This window comes from Streptomyces sp. NPDC006923, assembly GCF_040635655.1.
Classification (GTDB): Bacteria; Actinomycetota; Actinomycetes; order Streptomycetales; family Streptomycetaceae; genus Streptomyces.
The window spans coordinates 166,940-184,304 of the sequence record NZ_JBEYIF010000001.1 but is presented as its reverse complement, the minus strand read 5'-3'; the positions used below and the strand labels follow the sequence as shown (position 1 = coordinate 184,304).

Below are 17,365 nucleotides of genomic sequence, written 5' to 3'. Positions count from 1 at the left end.
GGAGCCCCCGTGACCGCCCCCGAGTCGCCCCAGCCCGTCGACGATGACGACAAGTCGCATGTCCCGCCGCTGACGACGCGCGTCGTCATCGCAGAGGACGAGGCCCTCATCCGCCTCGACCTCAAAGAGATGCTCGAAGAAGAGGGCTACTCGGTCGTCGGTGAGGCCGGCGACGGCGAGCGCGCCGTGGAGCTGGCCCGGGAGCACCGGCCGGATCTGGTGATCCTCGATGTGAAAATGCCGGTTCTGGACGGCATCTCCGCCGCCGAGCGGATCGCCGAGGAGTCGATCGCGCCGGTGCTGATGCTGACCGCGTTCTCCCAGCGTGATCTGGTGGAGCGGGCGCGGGACGCCGGGGCGATGGCGTATCTGGTGAAGCCGTTCAGCAAGAGCGATGTGGTGCCGGCCATCGAGATGGCGGTGTCGCGGTTCACGGAGCTGCGGACGCTGGAGCGGGAGGTCGCGGACCTCACGCAGCGGCTGGAGACGCGGAAGCTGGTGGACCGGGCGAAGTCGGTGCTGCAGACGCAGTACGGGCTGACGGAGCCGGCGGCGTTCCGGTGGATTCAGAAGACGTCGATGGACCGTCGGCTGTCGATGCAGCAGGTGGCTGAGGCCGTGATCGAGGACGCTGACGAGAAGCGGGCGTCGAAGGGGCAGTAGCTCCGTCGCGCGGATGTGCGTGGGCCCGCCCCGGTTGTGCCGGGGCGGGCCTTTTGGTGTGGCTGGGGCTCAGTCTTCGCCGAGGTATGCCTTGCGTACGGATTCGTCGTGGAGGAGGTGTTGTCCGCTTCCTGAGAGGACGATTTTTCCTACTTCCATGACGTGGCCGTGGTCGGCGAGGGAGAGCGCGGCCTGGGCGTTCTGTTCGACGAGCAGAATCGTTGTGCCTTGCTCTTTGAGCTCGCTGATGGTGGCCATGATCTTCTGCATCATGATCGGCGAGAGACCCATGGAGGGTTCGTCGAGCATGAGGAGTTTGGGTCGTGACATGAGGGCGCGGCCCATGGCGAGCATTTGCTGTTCGCCGCCGGAGAGGGTGCCCGCCGCTTGTTTCCTGCGTTCCCCGAGGATGGGGAAGAGGTCGTAGGCGCGCTGGATGTCCTTGGCGATGCCGTCGTTGTCCTTGCGGAGGAAGGCGCCGAGTTTGAGGTTTTCCGCGATGGTGAGGCGCGGGAAGATCCTGCGGCCTTCCGGGGAGTGCGCGAGGCCGAGTGCGACGATTTTGTGGGCGCCGACTCCGCCGAGCGGCCGGCCGTCGAAGGTGATTTTCCCGCCGGCTGGTTTGAGCAGGCCGGAGAGGGTGCGGAGGGTGGTGGTCTTGCCGGCGCCGTTGGTGCCGATGAGGGTGACGATCTGGCCGGCTTCGACACTGAAGGAGATGCCTTTGACGGCTTCGATTTTGCCGTAGGCGACCTTGAGGTCCTCGACCTCGAGGAGGGCGGTCACTGGTTGTCTCCTTCGGTGCCTGTGGTGCTGTGCGTCGGGGCGGCCTCCGTCGTGGCGGTTTCCTGGTCGTCCGGGGCGCCCTCGTAGGGGGTGCCGAGGTAGGCGGCGACGACGCGTTCGTCCGCCTGGACGACTTCGGCTGTGCCTTCGACGAGCTTTTCGCCCTGGACGAGGACGGCGACCCGGTCGCAGAGGTTGAAGATGAAGCGCATGTCGTGCTCGATGACGAGGACGGCGATGCCCTGGTCGCGGATGGCGAAGACGAGGTCCTGGGTGGTCCTGGTCTCCTGGGGGTTCATGCCGGCGGTGGGCTCGTCGAGGAGGAGGAGTCCCGGTTCGCTGGCGAGGGCCCGCGCGATTTCGAGCTTGCGCTGTTCTCCGTAGGGGAGGTTGCGGGCGAGGTGGTCGCGCTTGTGGGCGAGGCCGGTGAATTCGAGGAGTTCCATGGCGCGTTCTTCGGATTCACGTTCGGCTTTTTTGAAGCCGGGGCCGCGGAGCAGTGCGGACCAGAGTCCTTCTTTTGTGCGGGTGTGCCGGCCGACGAGGACGTTTTCCAGGACGGTCATGTTGGCGAAGAGCCGGATGTTCTGGAAGGTGCGGGCGATTCCGGCCTGGGTGACGAGGTGGGACTGGTGGGGAAGGACGTTTCCTTTGTAGGAGACGGTGCCTTCTGTGGGGACGTAGAGTCCGGTGAGACAGTTGAAGAAGGTTGTTTTGCCGGCGCCGTTGGGGCCGATGAGTCCGACGATTTCGCCGCTGTTGACGGTGAGTTCGACGTTGCGTACGGCGGTGAGTCCGCCGAAGCGCATGGTGACGCCGGAGGCGTGGAGGACCGGGGTGGCGGTGCTCGGGGTGATGGTGTCGGTGGTCATGTGGTTCACACCCCCGCCTTGCTGAGGCCGATATCGCCCTTGGGGGCGTCGAGTTGGCCGGTGTCGTGGAATTCGAGCTGCTTCCTGCGGTCGGCGATGAGGCCCTCGGGGCGGAATCGCATGAGCAGGACGAGGGCGATGCCGAAGAGCAGGAGCTGGTAATCGGACATGAACTGGAGTTTCGCCGGGATGAGGTAGAGGAGTGCGGCGCCGATGAGGGGTCCGCTGACGGTGCCCATACCGCCGAGGATGACGGCGGCGAGGAGGAAGGCGGAGTTGGGCGGCACGGCTTCGACGAACTTGTACTGGGCTGGGGTGACGGTGAAGGTCACGTGGGCCTGTACGGTGCCCGCCATTCCGGCGAGGGTGGCGCCGAGGGCGAAGGCGAGCAGTTTGAGCCGGAAGGCGTTGATGCCCATGGCGCGTGCGGCGGTCTCGTCCTCGCGGATGGCGACCCAGGCGCGGCCGATGCGGGACTGGTCGGAGCGGCGGAAGACGGTGACGACGATGATGGTGAAGAACAGCATCAGCAGGTAGTAGTTGGAGAACCTGCCGAGTTCGACCCCGAGGACGGTGTGTGGCTCTCCGAGGTTGAAGCCGAAGAGTTCGAGGTCGGGGATGTTGGGGATGCCGTTGGGCCCGTTGGTGACGTCGGGGCCGGACGAGCCGTCCATGTTCTGCATGCCGATGCGGAAGATCTCACCGAAGCCGAGGGTGACGATGGCGAGGTAGTCGCCGTGCAGCCGCAGGGTGGGCGCGCCGATGACGACGCCGAAGATCAGTGAGGCGGCGGCGCCGGCGAGGACGGCGGCCCAGAACGGCAGTTGGATGCCGATGGTGGAGCTGGGTGAGCCGGAGACGAGTGCGGCGGTGTAGGCGCCGACGCCGAGGAAGGCGACGTATCCGAGGTCGAGGAGGCCGGCGAGGCCGACGACGACGTTGAGGCCGAGTGCGACGGTGGCGAAGATGAGGATGTTCGCGCCGATGGTGGCGTAGGCGTCGTTGCTCTGGGTGAAGGGGAAGGCGAACGCGGCGACGAAGGCCGCGGTGACGGTGATGTTCTTGTGTTTCGCGGTGAGGGTGGCGAGGCGGCGGTTCAGGCCGGCTCGGGAGACCGCGGTGGCGCCGAAGGCGACGAGGATGAGGAAGCCGATGAAGAGTTCGGCGTATTCGGTGTCGATGCCGTAGGTGAAGACGAAGAGGCCGAGGCCGAAGGCGGCGGCGATGATGAGGATTTCGGCCCAGGAGGGCAGGGGTGGGGCTTTGTCGGGTGTGGGGGCTTTGAAGGACTGGGTGAGTCGCTTCCAGACGAGCGGGTTGTCGTCGCTGCCGGGGACGTCGGTGGGGAGTCCGAGGGCGGCGACGAGGGTGATGAGGGAGGTGATGGCGGCGACGTAGCCGCCCGGTTCGAGGTTGGCGAGTCCGCCGAGTTCCACGGCGATGGCCACGACGGCGTACCAGGTGGTGGCGAAGGTGCCGAGGGCCAGGAGGAGGACGGGGCTGTTCTTGCCGCCGGGGGAGAGCCAGCGCAGGCCGCGGGTGCCGCGGGCGGCGAGGGCGTAGACGAGGGTGAGGAGTGCGCCGGTGAGGGTGAGCACCTGGAGGCCGCCGGGGTAGCCGGTGACGGTGAGGTCGCCGGGGAATTCGGAGGTCCAGGTCCACGCGAGGAAGGTGCTCGCGAAGGTGGCGAGGGCTCCGACGGCGGTGGCGGTGCGGGCGGCGGCGGCCGGCAGGGGGATGAGCGGTGGGGTCTGCCGGGCCGTGGTGGGGGTGGTGTGCTGTGGTGTGGTGGTCATGGGTATCACGCCCTGTCCGCGACGCGTTCGCCGAGGAGGCCTTGTGGCCGCAGCAGCAGTACGAGGATGAGAAGGACGAAGGCCCAGACGTCTTTCCAGGCGCCGCCGCCGAGCTGGGACATGCCGGGGATGTTCTCGATGTAGGCGGTGGCCATGGCTTCGGCGAGGCCGAGGACGAGTCCGCCGATCATGGCGCCGTAGATGTTGCCGATGCCGCCGAGTACGGCGGCGGTGAAGGCTTTGAGTCCGGCGATGAAGCCCATGCGGAAGTTGACTTCGCCGTATTTGAGGCCGTGGGCGACGGCGGCGATGGCGGCGAAGGCGGCGCCGATGGCGAAGGCGGTGACGATGATGCGGTCGGTGTTGATGCCCATGAGCTTGGCGGTGTCGGGGTCCTGCGAGGTGGCCTGCATGGCGCGGCCGGTGCGGGTCTTGGACACGAACAGGCCGAGGGCGATCATGCAGAGCGGGGCAGCGATGAGGAGGAAGAGGTCGCCGCGGCCGATGGCGAAGGCGCCGAAGTCGAGCCTGCCGCCTTCGAATTCGGGGAAGGGCCGGGATTTGGTGGCCTCGGGGTAGAACGCCCAGATGGCTTGCTGGAGTGCGATGGAGAGGCCGATCGCGGTGATGAGCGGGGCGAGCCGGGGGGCGGTGCGCAGTGGCCGGTAGGCGAAGCGTTCGGCTCCCATGGCCACGAGTACGGAGCAGGCCATGGCCATCAGGATCATGAGCGGCAGGGCGAGCATGAGGCTGGTGCCGTCCGGCAGCCACAGATATGCGGTCAGCGCGCCGAAGCCGCCGATCATGAATATCTCGCCGTGGGCGAAGTTGATGAGCTGGACAATGCCATAGACCATCGTGTAACCGATTGCGATGAGTCCGTACAGCGCGCCGAGTAGCAGGCCGTTGGCAAGTTGCTGCGGCAGATCGTTCACCGCGGGGCCTCCGAATGTGTTGTCAGATACGGCCGCGCGGGGGCGCTGTGGCGCCCCCGCGCGGTGTGGTGTTCAGGGTGTGGCCGGTGGGCCCGGCTCAGCCTTGGAATTCGCCGCTCTGGACCGCGACGTGCTTGCCGCCCTTGACCTCGTAGAGGGAGAGCTGCTTATTGGTGGTGTCGCCGAATTCGTCGAATCCGACCTTGCCGGAGACACCGTCGAAGGTCACGCTCTGCATGGCTTCGGTGATCTGCTTACGGGCTTCGTCGCTCTCGGGGAGCTTGCCGTCGTTCTTCTCGACGACCGCCTTGACCGCCTGGATGATCGCCCAGGCGGAGTCGTAGGAGTAGCCGCCGTACGCCTCGTAGGCGTCCTTGTAGCCGGCTGCCTCGTAGTCGGCGATGAACTTCTTGGCGGTGTCGAGGGTTTCGAGGGGCGCGCCGACGGAGCTGGCGAGGTCGCCCTCGGAGTTCTTCTTGGCGAGCTTGATGTATTCGGCGCTGAAGAGCGCGTCACCGCCGATGGTGGGGATCTTGGCGCCGGCGTTCTTGATCTGGCTGGCGAGGGGCGCGCCGGCCGGGTATTCGCCGCCGTAGTAGACGAAGTCGGCCTTGGCCTGGGCGACCTTGCTGGCGACGGAGGAGAAGTCCTTGTCGTCGGGGTTGATGTGGTCGGTGCCGACGACCTGGCCGCCGAGCTTCTTGAATTCGTTCGCGAAGGTCGCGGCGAGGCCGGCTCCGTAGGTCTTCTTGTCGTCGATGACGTAGACCTTCTTGAGCTTCTTCTCGTTGTACATGTACTGCGCGGCGTAGGGGCCCTGAATGGCGTCCGTGGTCGCGGTACGGAAGTACGTCTTGAAGCCGCGGACCTTGGTGCCGGTCTGCCAGTCCTTGCCCTGGGTGAGCTCGGGGTTGGTGTTGGCGGGGGAGACCTGGACCAGGTTGGCGTTGGCGAAGACCTTCTGCATGGACTGGCCGACGTCGGAGTTGAGGGGGCCGACCACGCCCATGACGGCGGCGTCGCCGACGAGCTTGGTGGCGTTCTGCTGGCCGGTGGCGGCCTGCGCGACGTCGTCGAGGGGCTCCAGCTTGAAGGTGACGCCCTTGACTTCTTGGTTTTTGTTGGCTGTTTTGACGGCGAGGTCAGCGGAGTTCTTGATGCCCTGCCCGAGTGCGGAGAGGTCTCCGGTGAGGGGGGCGTCGAGGCCGATGACGACGGTGGTCGTGTCGCCGCCGCCTCCGCTGCCTCCGCCGTTGTCGTCGCGGGAGCCGCAGGCCGACAGTGTGAGGGCTCCTGCGGTAACCGCGGTGGTGATGATGAACAAGGAACGGTGACGCACGATCAGTCCTTTCCCCTGGCGCGGCGTTCCTGCTGGGACGCCGGGTCGAGCGCTGGAACCGAACTGAAGGTAATCCGGTGGCGCGGTGACTGGCCGTGACTCTAAGCGCGCTGGTGGGGATGGTGCAGAGGTGCGGGCCATGCTGTGACGCTCTTGTTATGACGGAGGCGAATCGGAGTTCCGGCGCATGGGAGAGAAAGGGTGATTTGGGGTTGTTCGGGTGTCCAGATGGTGAGAACCAGCAGGAACGGAAGGAGAGTTGCCGGAAGGGCGGTGTGGCGTGGTCCTGGCCGCTTTGGGGGGTGCGGCGGGATCATGGCGGGTGGCCAGGACGGTCGGCGGGACTCCGCTTCTGTATTGCGTGCGTATTACGGAGTGTTACGGAGAGGAAAGGGAGGCCGGTGTTCCGGGGCTGGTCTCCGGTGGCGCGCGCCGCTGTTGTGTCCGGTGTGAGGTGAGGGCGCCGGGTGGTTCGAATCCGTTTTCTGGCGCTTTCTGCCATCGCCGACGCTGACGTCGGCGCCGGGGGCCGAGCGGGTGCGGGCGGGGGCAACTCCGCGTCCGCTCTTGGTTGTTGGGGGTCCGCCGGCGTGGCGTGGCTCAGGCGGTGGTGGTGCCCTCGGGGCCGGCGTCGCGCAGCAGACAGGTGAGCCGGGCGGTGCAGACTCGCTTGCCGTGTTCGTCGGTGATGACGATCTCGTAGGTGGCGGTGGTGCGGCCGCGGTGGACGGGGGTGGCGACGCCGGTGACGATTCCGCTGCGGACGCCGCGGTGGTGGGTGCAGTTGAGGTCGACGCCGACGGCGATTCTGGCGCTGCCGCCGTGCAGCATGGCGCCGACGGAGCCGAGGGTTTCCGCGAGGACGGCTGACGCTCCGCCGTGCAGGAGTCCGTAGGGCTGGGTGTTGCCTTCGACGGGCATGGTGCCGGTGACGCGGTCGGCGGACGCCTCGGTGATGTGCACGCCCATGCGGGTGCCGAGGTGTCCGGCGGAGAAGAGCGCGGGCAGGTCGACGCCGAGTGCGGCGTATTCGTCGATGATGTCCTGCGGGAACGTGGTGGGGTTCTGCTCGCCCATGGGCCCGGCTCCGATCGTCTGCGGTGCGGTAGGTGCACCGTATTGCTTATCAGATCGCTGAGCGAACGCTTAGGGCCTTCGCCGGACGGGACGTGTGCGGCACGCCCCGCGGTCCGGCCGGTCGCCGGGGGCTCATGGGGACCGGCCGGACGGGGGCTGCGGCTTCCGTGCTTTTGTCAGCGGGTTTGTTCGAAGCGGACGACGACGGACTTGCTGGCGGGGGTGTTGCTGGTGTCGGCGGTGGCGCCGAGGGGGACCAGGACGTTGGTCTCGGGGTAGTAGGCGGCGGCGCAGCCGCGGGCGGTGGGGTAGTGGACGACGCGGAAGCCGGGGGCGCGGCGTTCGACGCCGTCTTTCCATTCGCTGATCAGGTCGGTGTGGGAGCCGTCGGCGAGGCCGAGTTCGGCGGCGTCCTCGGCGTTGACGAGGACGATGCGGCGGCCGCCCTTGATGCCGCGGTAACGGTCGTCGAGGCCGTAGATGGTGGTGTTGTACTGGTCGTGGGAGCGGAGGGTCTGCAGCAGCAGGCGTCCTGCCGGCAGTTCGGGGAATTCCACCGGGGCCGCGGTGAAGTTGGCTTTCCCGGTGGCGGTGGGGAAGCGGCGTTCGTCGCGGGGGGCGTGGGGGAGGGTGAAGCCGCCGGGGTGGGCGAGGCGTGCGTTGAAGTCTTCGAAGCCGGGGATGACGCGGGCGATCCGGTCGCGGATGCGGGCGTAGTCCTTTTCGAAGTCCTCCCAGGGTGTGAGGGAGGCGGGGCCGAGGACGGCGCGGGCCATTCTGGCGACGATGGCCGGTTCGGAGAGCAGGTGGGGGCTCGCGGGCGGGAGGTTGCCGCGGGAGGCGTGCACCTTGCCCATGGAGTCCTCGACGCTGACGATCTGCCGGCCGCCGGCCTGGATGTCCTTGTCGGTGCGGCCGAGAGTGGGGAGGATCAGCGCGCGGGTGCCGGTGACGGCGTGGGAGCGGTTGAGTTTGGTGGAGACGTGCACGGTGAGGCGGGCGCGGCTCATCGCGGCTTCGGTGACGTGGGTGTCGGGGGTGGCGGCGACGAAGTTGCCGCCCATCGCGAAGAAGACCTTGGCTTCGCCGTCGCGCAGTGCCTCGATGGAGCGGACGACGTCGTAGCCGTGGTGGCGTGGCGAGGTGATGGCGAATTCGCGGTCGAGGGCGTCGAGGAAGGCGGGCGCGGGCCGTTCGAATATGCCCATGGTGCGGTCGCCCTGCACGTTGGAGTGGCCTCGTACGGGGCAGACGCCCGCGCCGGGGCGGCCGATGTTGCCGCGCAGCAGGAGGAAGTTGACGACTTCGCGGATGGTGGGTACGGAGTGCTTGTGCTGGGTGAGTCCCATGGCCCAGCAGACGATGGTGCGCTGTGAGGCGAGGACCATGGAGAGGGCCTGTTCGATCTCGGCGCGCTCCAGGCCGGTGGCGGCCAGTGTCAGGTCCCAGTCGGCGGCGTGTGCGGCGGCGGTGAATTCCTCGTAGCCGTGGGTGTGTTCGTTGACGAAGTCTTCGTCGACGGCGCCGGGGGTCTCGATGATCAGTTTGTTGAGCAGGCGGAAGAGTGCCTGGTCGCCGCCGATCCTGATCTGGAGGAAGAGGTCGTTGAGCGCGGCGCCCTTGAGCAGTCCCTGCGGGGTCTGGGGGTTCTTGAACCGTTCGAGGCCGGCTTCGGGCAGCGGGTTGACCGAGATGATCTTCGCCCCGGCCGTCTTGGCCTTTTCGAGGGCGGAGAGCATGCGCGGGTGGTTGGTGCCCGGGTTCTGGCCGGCCACGATGATCAGGTCGGCCTGGTGGAGGTCTTCCAGGGAGACACTGCCCTTGCCGATGCCGATGGTCTCCATGAGGGCGGAGCCGGACGACTCGTGGCACATGTTGGAACAGTCGGGCAGGTTGTTCGTGCCGAATTCCCTGGCGAAGAGCTGGAGGAGGAACGCGGCCTCGTTGCTGGTCCGGCCCGAGGTGTAGAAGAGGGCCTCGTCGGGGGAGCCGAGGGCGGTGAGCTCTTCCGCGATGATCGCGAAGGCCCGTTCCCAGGTGACGGGCGTGTAGTGGTCCGGGGCCGGCGCTCCGGGGCTCCGGTCCAGCAGCATCGGCTGGGTGATCCGGCCCTGCTGTCCGAGCCAGTAGCCGCTGCGGCCGGCGAGGTCGGAGACGGGGTGGGCGGCGAAGAAGTCGGGGGTGACGCGGCGCAGCGTCGCTTCTTCCGCGACGGCCTTCGCGCCGTTCTCGCAGAATTCCGCCGTGTGCCGGTGGTCGCCCTCGGGCCAGGCGCAGCCGGGGCAGTCGAAGCCGTCCTTCTGGTTGACCTTGAGCAGGGTCCTGGCGGTGCGGCTGATGCCCATCTGCTGCTGGGCGATGCGCAGCGTGTGCGCGACGGCGGGGAGTCCCGCGGCGGCGTGCTTGGGGGCCGCGACCTGGGGCGCGTCCTGGACCGGATCACCTGTGGGCGGTTTGCTGGCCATGGCGCGCTCCCTGGGGCCTGTGTTCCGTGGGTATGTGTGTATGTCATCGATCCTGCCACGGGCCGCCGGCGGTCGGTGGAGGAGGTCGGACCGGTCGGGATTGTCAGTGGGGCGTGGCAGGATCGGGGGCGTGGCTGAGACAGCATCGAAGAAGACCGCAGACAACCGTCCTCGCCTGCTCCTCATGGACGGGCACTCCTTGGCGTACCGGGCGTTCTTCGCGCTGCCGGCGGAGAATTTCACGACGGCGACGGGGCAGCCGACGAACGCCATCTACGGCTTCGCGTCGATGCTGGCGAACACGCTCCGTGATGAGTCGCCCACGCATTTCGCCGTGGCGTTCGATGTGTCCAGAAAGACATGGCGTGCGGAGGAGTTCCCCGAGTACAAGGCGAATCGTTCGAAGACGCCGGACGAGTTCAAGGGGCAGGTCGAGCTGATCGGCGAGCTGCTGGACGCGATGCGCGCGGACCGGTTCGCGATCGAGGGGTTCGAGGCGGACGACGTCATCGCGACGCTGGCGACGCAGGCCGAGGCCGCGGGTTTCGAGGTGCTGATCGTCACGGGTGACCGGGATTCGTTCCAGTTGGTCAGTGAGCACACGACGGTGCTGTATCCGACGAAGGGCGTCTCGGAGCTGACTCGTTTCACTCCGGAGAAGGTCCTGGAGAAGTACGGGCTGTCGCCTCGGCAGTATCCGGATTTCGCGGCCCTGCGCGGTGATCCTTCCGACAATCTTCCCGGTATCCCGGGTGTGGGTGAGAAGACCGCCGCGAAGTGGATCAACCAGTTCGGTTCGTTCGACGAGTTGGTGGCGCGCGCCGACGAGGTGAAGGGCAAGGCGGGACAGAATTTCCGTGATCATCTGGAGTCGGTCCGGCTGAACCGCCGGCTCACGGAGATGGTCCGGGACGTGTCGCTGCCGAAGACCCCGGAGGAGCTGGCGCGCGCGCCGTACGACCGTACGGCGGTGAAGGGCGTGCTGGACGTGCTGGAGATCCGTAACCCGAGCCTGCGTGAGCGGCTGCTCGCGGTGGATCCGGGCGCGGTCGAGGAGGAGGGCCCGGCGCCGGCCGCCGGTGTCGAGCTGGACGGCTCGGTGCTGGGTTCGGGGGAGCTGGCTCCGTGGCTCGCGGAACACGGCGGGCAGCCGCTCGGCGTGGCCACGGTCGACACCTGGGCGCTGGGCACGGGGAACGTCAGCGAGGTGGCGCTCGCCGCGGCGGACGGCGCGGCGGCCTGGTTCGACACGACCGAGCTGGACGAGGCCGACGAGCGGGCCTTCGTGTCGTGGCTCGGTGACGAGGGCCGGCCCAAGGTGATGCACAACGCGAAGGGCGCGATGCGGGTCGCGCCCGAGCACGGCTGGCGGGTCGGCGGGGTCACCATGGACACCGCTCTGGCGGCCTATCTGGTCAAGCCGGGCCGCCGGTCCTTCGCGCTGGACGCGCTCGCCGTCGAATATCTGGGCCGGGAGCTGGCGCCGGAGGCCGCCGCCGACGGACAGCTCGCGTTCGGTACGGACGAGCAGGCCGAGGCCGAGGCGCTGATGGCGCAGGCCCGTGCCGTCCTCGACCTGGGCGAGGCGTTCACCGAGCGGCTGGGCGAGGTCGGCGCCACCGATCTGCTGCACGGGGTGGAGCTGCCGACGTCCGCGCTGCTGGCCCGGATGGAGCGGCACGGCATCGCCGCCGACCGGTCGCATCTGGAGGCGATGGAGCAGCAGTTCGCGGGCGCGGTCCAGCAGGCCGTGAAGGAGGCGCACGCCGCCGTCGGCCACGAATTCAACCTCGGCTCGCCCAAGCAGCTTCAGGAAGTCCTCTTCGGTGAGCTGGGTCTGCCCAAGACCAAGAAGACGAAGACCGGTTATACGACGGACGCCGACGCGCTGGCCTGGCTCGCCGCCCAGACCGAGCATGAGCTGCCGGTCATCATGCTGCGCCACCGGGAGCAGGCGAAGCTGCGGGTGACGGTCGAGGGCCTGATCAAGACGATCGGCGCGGACGGCCGTATCCACACCACCTTCAACCAGACGGTGGCGGCGACCGGCCGGCTCTCGTCGACCGATCCCAATCTGCAGAACATCCCGGTGCGTACCGACGAGGGCCGGGCGATCCGCCGGGGCTTTGTGGTCGGCGAGGGCTACGAGTCGCTGATGACGGCGGACTACAGCCAGATCGAGCTGCGGGTGATGGCTCATCTGTCGGAGGACGCGGGGCTGATCGAGGCGTTCACATCCGGCGAGGATCTGCACACCACGGTCGCGTCGCAGGTGTTCGGCGTGGCGAAGTCCGCGGTCGATCCGGAGATGCGCCGCAAGATCAAGGCGATGTCGTACGGACTGGCCTACGGCCTCTCGGCGTTCGGCCTCTCCCAGCAGCTCAACATCGACGCGGCCGAGGCGCGCGGGCTGATGGAGACGTTCTTCGAGCGTTTCGGAGGGGTGCGGGACTATCTGCAGCGTGCGGTCGTGGAGGCCAGGGCCACCGGCTACACGGAGACGATGCTGGGCCGCCGCCGCTATCTGCCGGACCTCAACAGCGACAATCGCCAGCGGCGTGAGATGGCGGAGCGGATGGCGCTCAACGCGCCCATCCAGGGCACGGCGGCGGACATCGTCAAGGTCGCCATGCTCCATGTGGACCGTGCGCTGACCCAGGCTGGTCTGACCTCGCGGATGCTCCTCCAGGTCCATGACGAGATCGTGCTGGAGATCGCCCCGGGCGAGCGCGAGGCCGTGGAGGAGCTGCTGCGCCGTGAGATGTCCGCCGCGGTCGAGCTGCGTGCGCCGCTGGACGTGTCGGTGGGCGTGGGCGCGGACTGGGAGTCGGCGGCGCACTGACCGGCGGCACACCGGTCCCGCTGCGCCCGGGCCGGCGGCCTCGCACCCGGACCGGTCCGCGGCGGCCGTACGCGCTGATCCGGGCCCGGGGGCCGGTGGAAGGACGGCCCCGGGGGCGTCCGGGCGACCCGGAGGTGGCGAACTGGTGAAAACCGGTCACCGACCGGTGTGCTCGGGCCCGGAGTTGACGTAGGGTCGCCTGAGTCCTCGCGCGGGGAGCGCGAACAGCCGTTCAGGGGAGGGACCAGACGTATGGCAGCGCAATTCGGCCGCCGACTGCGCAGAGGGGCGACCACCACAGCGGTGGCCGCGGCCGCGATCGCGGCGCTCTCCGCCTCACAGGCGCCCGGCGCCATCTCCACCGGCGGTGGCACCGGACAGGCGGCCGATGTGACGCCGCCTCCCGGCACCCCCGTCACCGGCAACTCCCCGTACTACACGGAGCTTCCGCCGCTCACCACACCCGACAAGCCGGGCTCCTCGGTCGATCTGCCGGACACGGCTCCGGCCGAGGCCGGCATACCCGCGTCGGTCCTGGCGGCGTACAAGCAGGCCGAGCAGCGCCTCGCGGAGGACAAGCCCGGCTGCAACCTGCCGTGGCAACTGCTCGCCGCCATCGGGAAAGTGGAGTCGGGCCAGGCGCGCGGCGGACGGGTGGACGCCCAGGGCACCACGCTCGCGCCGATCCTCGGGCCGGTCCTCAACGGCGTCGGTTTCGCCAATATCTCCGACACCGACCAGGGCCAGTACGACGGTGACACGACGCACGACCGCGCGGTCGGCCCCATGCAGTTCATCCCGGCGACCTGGGAGACCTGGGGCCAGGACGCCAACGGCGACGGCACCAGGGACCCGAACAACATCTTCGACGCGGCGCTCGCGGCCGGCCACTATCTCTGCGCCGGTGGCCGTGATCTCTCCGTCGAGGCCGACCTCCACAAGTCGATCCTGGGCTACAACCACTCGCAGGAATACCTGAATACGGTCCTGACCTGGCTGGAGTACTACCGCAAGGGCACGCACGAGGTCCCGGACGGCACCGGGGTGCTTCCCGTGGGCAACGGTCCCGCGGGCCCCTCGTCCCCCACGCCGTCCCCGAGCCCCAGCACCACTCCGTCGAAGCCGAGCGGCTCGCCCAGCCCCAAGCCCACAGAGCCCAAGCCCGGCGGCTCCGGCAGCCCGGCCCCGTCCACGCCGGGCGGACCGTCCACGCCGGGCGGACCGTCCTCGCCGCCCCCCGGCGAAAGCGACGGACCCGGCTCGCCGACCCCCACCCCGATCGTCAAGCGGCTCGAGAAGGCGGGCACCGGCACGCTGACCGCCGTCGCCGGCGATGTCTTCGCCGAACGGGCCGGGGTACGCGCCGTGGACACGGCCGGCCGGCCCGTCGCCGGAGTGCCCGTGCTGTTCCGGATCGCGGGTGACACGGACGCGCGCTTCGGCGGCGGCGGTTCCGAGGTGACCGTCACCACCGGCGCGGACGGCAGGGCCTCGGCCCCGGCCGTCAAGGCGGGCGAGGTGACCGGCGACTTCACCGTACGGGCCACCGTGAGCGTCCGGGATGTCGCCGGCGTCGAGTTCACCGCGACAGTGACGGCCCGTCAGGCGGACGGTCTCGTCAGGACCACCGACACGGAGCTGACGGCCGCGCCCGGCGCCGAGTTCGCCGAACCGGTCGGCGTCAGGGCGACCTTCAAGGGCGCCGCCGCGGCGGGTGTGGCGGTCACGGCCGCCCTGATCACCTCCGAGGGCGACCCCACCACGCCCGGCCAGGGGCCCTACTTCAAGGACGCGGCAGGCAACCCCCTCCGGGTCCTGGAGGGTCTCACGACGGACGCCAACGGCATCCTCCAGCTCCCGAAGCTCTTCGCGGACGACACGACGGGCACGTTCCTGCTGCGTCTCGAAGCGGCGGGCGGCGCGACCCTGACGATCGAACTCAAGGTCGCCTGACCCCCGCACCGCGCGGCACGCCGCCCTCCGTCCACCGGACGGAGGGCGGCGCCATGATCGGCCCCGGCCGGCAGCCGCCGGTGCGGGCCCGTTCAGCGCCGGGTGTTGAGGCGGCGGGTCGCGACCGCCGTCGACGGGTCCTCGGGCCACGGGTGGCGCGGATACCGGCCACGCAGCTCCGCCCGTACGGCCCGGTATCCGTCCTGCCAGAAGGACGCCAGATCCGCCGTGACCGCCGCGGGCCGCCCGGCCGGGGAGAGCAGGTGCACCAGCACCGGCACCCCCGCGACCCGGGGGGTCTCCCGCAGCCCGAACAACTCCTGGAGCTTCACCGCCAGTACGGGCTGCGCCCCGCCGTACTCCACCCGTACCCGCGACCCGCTCGGCACCTCGATCCGCTCCGGCGCCAGCTCGTCGAGCCGCGACGCCTCGCCGGTCGCCCAGGGCAGCAGCCGCCGCAGCGCCTCGCCCGCGTCGAGCCGCTCCAGATCGGACCGGCGCCGGGCCCTGGACAGCTCCGGCTCCAGCCACCCGTCGGCATTGTCGAGCAGCGCCGCGTCCGAGACATCCGGCCAGCCCCCGCCCAACTCCCGGTGCAGAAAGCCCAGCCGCTCCCGCAGACCCCGCGTGTCCCGGGTCCAGCGCAGCAGCCCGAGCCCCTCCCGCCGCAGTCCTTCCAGCAGCGCCGCCCGCACCAGTCCGGGGCGCGGCGAGCGCAGCGCGCGCACGGACAGCTCCACCGCGCCCAGCCGCTCCGCCTCCCGGGCGACGACATCACCGTCCTCCCAGCGCACCTCCTCGCCCACCGTGCGCAGATGGCCCGCCGCCGAGCGTGCGGTGCCCTCGTCGATGACCGCGGCGAGCCGTACCCGCGCGGCGGCGGCCGTGGCCGGCCGGTCCGCGACCGCCACCGCCAGCCAGGGCGCGCCCCGCAGCCCCGAGCCGTCGGCGAGCTCGCCCCCGGTGCCCGACACCATGAGAAAGGTCCCCTCGGCGCGGGCCCGCGCCACCCGTTCCGGAAAGGCGAGCGCCGTGACGAGCCCGGCGACCGTGTCGTCCGTCGCGTCCGGCTCCCGGCCCGCCGCGTCCCCGCCGGAGGCCGAGGCCAGCCGCCGGGCCTCCTGGCGCCAGCGCGCCGCGTAGGCGTCCCCGCCCCGGCGGACCGTACGCCAGGCCGCGGCCAGGTCGTCCCCGTACGACCTCGGCGGCTCCTCGCTCAGCAGCGCGACCACCTCGGCCGCGCGGCGCGTCCCCACCTGCCCGGCGCCGTCGAGGAGGGCCCGCGCCAGCCGGGGATGCAGACCGAGCCGGGCCATCCGCACCCCGCGCTCCGTCACCCGGCCGCCGCCGTCCGCTCCCGCCGCGCCCTCCACCGCGCCGATCGCGGTCAGCACCGAGCGCGCCGCCGCCAGCGCGCCCGCCGGAGGCGGATCCAGCAGCGCCAGCCCGCTCGCGTCCGGATCGCCCCAGCACGCGGCCTGCAGCGCGAAGGCCGCCAGGTCCGCGACCTTGATCTCCGGGGAGGGGAAGCGGACCAGCCGGGTGTCCTCGGCCTCGGACCAGCAGCGGTAGACGGTGCCGGGGGCCTCCCGCCCGGCCCGGCCGGCCCGCTGCGCGGCGCCCGCCTGCGACACCCGTACCGTCGTCAGCGCGCTCAGACCCCGCGCGTGATCGGTACGGGGCTCCCGCGCGAGCCCCGCGTCCACGACGATCCGTACCCCCGGCACCGTCAGACTCGACTCGGCGACCGCCGTGGCGAGCACGACCCGGCGGCCGTCCGCGGCGCCGGCCAGCACCGCGTCCTGCACCGCGGCCGGGGCCCGCCCGTGCACCTGGAGCACCTCGGCGCCCGTGTCGCCCAACTGCCCCGCCACCCGGGCGATCTCCCCCACGCCGGGCAGGAAACACAGCACGTCGCCGTCCCGTTCGGCCAGCGCCCGCCGCACCACCGACGCCACATGCGTCAGCAGCACCGGGTCGACCCGCATCCCGTGCGGCGGACGGACCGGCTTCACGGGCGGCGCCCAGACCACCTCCACCGGATGGGAGACGCCCCGCGCCTCCACCACCGGCGCGTCCCCGAGCAGCCGCGCCCACCCGGCCGCGTCGGTCGTGGCGGACGCCGCCACCAGCCGCAGTTCGGGACGGAGCGCAGCCCGTACGTCCAGCAGGAACGCCGCCACCGTGTCCGCGTCGAGATGCCGCTCGTGGCACTCGTCGAGGATCACCACATCGACCCCGGCCAGCTCCTGGTCGCGCTGGAGCCGCTGGAGCAGCACCCCGGTGGTGACCACCTCCACCACCGTCTCGCGGCTCACCGCCCGCTCCCCGCGCACGGTGAAACCGATCCGTCCGCCGACCCGCTCGCCGAGCAGCCACGCCATCCGGCGGGCCGCGGCGCGCGCCGCGATCCGCCGCGGCTCGGCGACGACCACCCTCCGTACGGGACCCCCGCCGAGCAGCCCGGCCAGCGCGAGCGGCACCAGCGTCGTCTTGCCCGTCCCCGGCGGCGCGCAGAGCACCGCGCAGCCGTGCCCGTCGAGAGCACGGTCCAGCGCGGGCAGCGCGGTACGGACGGGCAGGCTGCCGAGGATGTCGTCGCGGATCACCCGCCCAGTCTCGTACGCGGCGCGCCGG

General features: G+C 70.2%; 11 protein-coding genes. 3 read left to right on the top strand and 8 right to left on the bottom strand.

Annotated features, from left to right (window positions below; all coding sequences use genetic code 11):
- Window positions 1-9 precede the first annotated feature (9 nt).
- The gene (locus ABZ707_RS00840) at window positions 10-663 is read left to right on the top strand and encodes a response regulator (protein WP_319684804.1); all 654 of its coding nucleotides are present in this window, start codon (window positions 10-12) and stop codon (window positions 661-663) included.
- Window positions 664-732: 69 nt separating this feature from the next.
- On the opposite strand, the gene ABZ707_RS00835 is transcribed toward ABZ707_RS00840, so the two are convergent.
- The 7 genes from ABZ707_RS00835 to ABZ707_RS00805 form a co-directional block, all read right to left on the bottom strand.
- Window positions 733-1,449, bottom strand: a complete 717-nt coding sequence (locus ABZ707_RS00835) for an ABC transporter ATP-binding protein (RefSeq protein ID WP_319684802.1) — start codon at window positions 1,447-1,449, stop codon at window positions 733-735.
- Complete coding sequence (locus ABZ707_RS00830) at window positions 1,446-2,321, bottom strand: ABC transporter ATP-binding protein (RefSeq protein ID WP_360165541.1); 876 nt, start codon at window positions 2,319-2,321, stop codon at window positions 1,446-1,448. The genes ABZ707_RS00835 and ABZ707_RS00830 overlap by 4 nt, the downstream gene beginning before the upstream one ends.
- A 5-nt stretch (window positions 2,322-2,326) precedes the next feature.
- The gene (locus tag ABZ707_RS00825; protein WP_360165538.1) at window positions 2,327-4,117 is read right to left on the bottom strand and encodes a branched-chain amino acid ABC transporter permease; all 1,791 of its coding nucleotides are present in this window, start codon (window positions 4,115-4,117) and stop codon (window positions 2,327-2,329) included.
- Window positions 4,118-4,122: 5 nt separating this feature from the next.
- Window positions 4,123-5,052 (bottom strand): branched-chain amino acid ABC transporter permease, encoded by a 930-nt coding sequence (locus ABZ707_RS00820; protein WP_319684796.1) that lies wholly within the window; start codon window positions 5,050-5,052, stop codon window positions 4,123-4,125.
- Between the two features lie 97 nt (window positions 5,053-5,149).
- Window positions 5,150-6,391: a branched-chain amino acid ABC transporter substrate-binding protein gene (locus ABZ707_RS00815; protein WP_360165534.1), complete on the bottom strand. Its 1,242-nt coding sequence runs from the start codon at window positions 6,389-6,391 to the stop codon at window positions 5,150-5,152.
- A 600-nt stretch (window positions 6,392-6,991) separates the two neighbouring features.
- Entirely contained in the window at window positions 6,992-7,468 is a 477-nt protein-coding gene (locus ABZ707_RS00810) for a hotdog fold thioesterase (protein ID WP_360165531.1), read from the bottom strand.
- A 176-nt stretch (window positions 7,469-7,644) separates the two neighbouring features.
- On the bottom strand, window positions 7,645-9,933 hold the full coding sequence (locus ABZ707_RS00805) for an FdhF/YdeP family oxidoreductase (RefSeq protein WP_360165528.1): 2,289 nt from the start codon (window positions 9,931-9,933) through the stop codon (window positions 7,645-7,647).
- 130 nt (window positions 9,934-10,063) lie between these two features.
- Between ABZ707_RS00805 and polA the strand changes: the two genes are divergently transcribed.
- Both polA and ABZ707_RS00795 read left to right on the top strand, forming a co-directional pair.
- Entirely contained in the window at window positions 10,064-12,775 is a 2,712-nt protein-coding gene (gene polA, locus ABZ707_RS00800) for a DNA polymerase I (protein WP_360165525.1), read from the top strand.
- Between the two features lie 252 nt (window positions 12,776-13,027).
- Window positions 13,028-14,728: a lytic transglycosylase gene (locus ABZ707_RS00795; protein WP_360165522.1), complete on the top strand. Its 1,701-nt coding sequence runs from the start codon at window positions 13,028-13,030 to the stop codon at window positions 14,726-14,728.
- A gap of 92 nt (window positions 14,729-14,820) precedes the next feature.
- Here ABZ707_RS00795 and hrpB read toward each other — a convergent pair whose 3' ends face one another.
- Window positions 14,821-17,337: an ATP-dependent helicase HrpB gene (hrpB, locus tag ABZ707_RS00790; protein ID WP_360165519.1), complete on the bottom strand. Its 2,517-nt coding sequence runs from the start codon at window positions 17,335-17,337 to the stop codon at window positions 14,821-14,823.
- Window positions 17,338-17,365: the final 28 nt, after the last annotated feature.